Source organism: uncultured Polaribacter sp. (assembly GCF_947503855.1).
Classification (GTDB): Bacteria; Bacteroidota; Bacteroidia; order Flavobacteriales; family Flavobacteriaceae; genus Polaribacter.
This window is the reverse complement of the sequence record NZ_CANNFF010000026.1, coordinates 1-1,296: the sequence shown is the minus strand read 5'-3', so window position 1 is coordinate 1,296 and position 1,296 is coordinate 1. Positions and strand designations below refer to the sequence as shown.

Below are 1,296 nucleotides of genomic sequence, written 5' to 3'. Positions count from 1 at the left end.
ATAGAACCGGAGGACTTATTGGAGAATCCCAAAATTTAGGAATTAAGAATGTATATGCTAAAGTTGACATCATTGCAGATTTAGGAAACTTCTCAGATTGGACAAACTTCAATTACGATCAGCTTAGAGAGATTAGAGCAGGTGGCTTATTTGGGTACTATTCTTACGACGGAATGCCTTTATCTACCAGTTATTCCGCTTCTAATTTTGTGATACAAAAAACAGGATTTGATGAAACTCAATTTGAAAATAGATTTAACGGAACAAATGGTAACGGACGTATTGGAGCCATAGCTAGTGAAATGGGTGGATTTGCCGCAGAAGGAATTACAAACACCGTATTCTATGACTCTGAAGTATACACATTTAATCAAGAATCTGTAGGGAAGCAACATCAAATTGAAAACCCTAACCTAACCGCTAGTGCTATTGGTAAACAAACTGCTGATATGAAGTTGATCTCTCAATTTATGAAAAGCAACTGGGATTTTGTTCTAGAAACAACCAATGGAACTCAAGATGTGTGGGATATAGACAATGGAGGTACTACTACCGGCTTTAACTTAGGATATCCTTATTTTAATTACCAAGTTGCAGGTACCCAGGCGGTACTTTCTGTTATTGTGACACCTAATAACGCGTTTAGCACTGGCCAAATAGAATCTAGGCGTACCATCACGGCACTATCTCCTGTGGGTGGAAATTCTGTTTTTACAGCGACTTCAAACAATACAGACATTGTAAGTGTAGCTGTGGAAAATACCGTTACACAAGGCAATACAACCACTGCCGAATTGGTATTTACCTACAATGGAGCACCTGGAGATCCAACCACAGCTTTAATTTCTGTTTTGGCGGAAAACCCAAATGCAGAAAATGGAAGTGTAGAATTTAGATATATATATGACCTTATTTTACCTGAGTTGGATAAAATTGGTTTTTACTCATCCTCAAAAAGAAGATTGGGAGCAGAACCTGGAGAAGTTGTAAAAATTACAGCAAGCTTAACAGAACCTGCAGGGCCGTCTACAATAAATATTTCTGGTTGGGGATCTCCTTTAGTAGGGGCTTCTATGGAAATAGATTCAGAGAATGACCATCTGATTTATTACAATTATGTGGTCCCTACCGATGCCTCTAAATCAGAAGCTAAAATAACGGTAGAAATAAAAGCAAATGATTTTTCTGGAAACGAATCTTCCTTTACTACCTCATTTGTAATTGCAGACCAAAGAAAACCACAAGGTGGTGGTTCATCTTTTAACCCTTATGAGGTTGCTTCAGTTGCTAATTTAA

The 1,296-nt window shown here is 37.8% G+C and carries 1 protein-coding gene; it reads left to right on the top strand.

Going from position 1 to position 1,296, the window contains the following annotated elements:
• On the top strand, positions 1–1,296 hold a 1,296-nt coding region (locus Q0662_RS11895), incomplete at both ends, for a hypothetical protein (protein ID WP_298950148.1).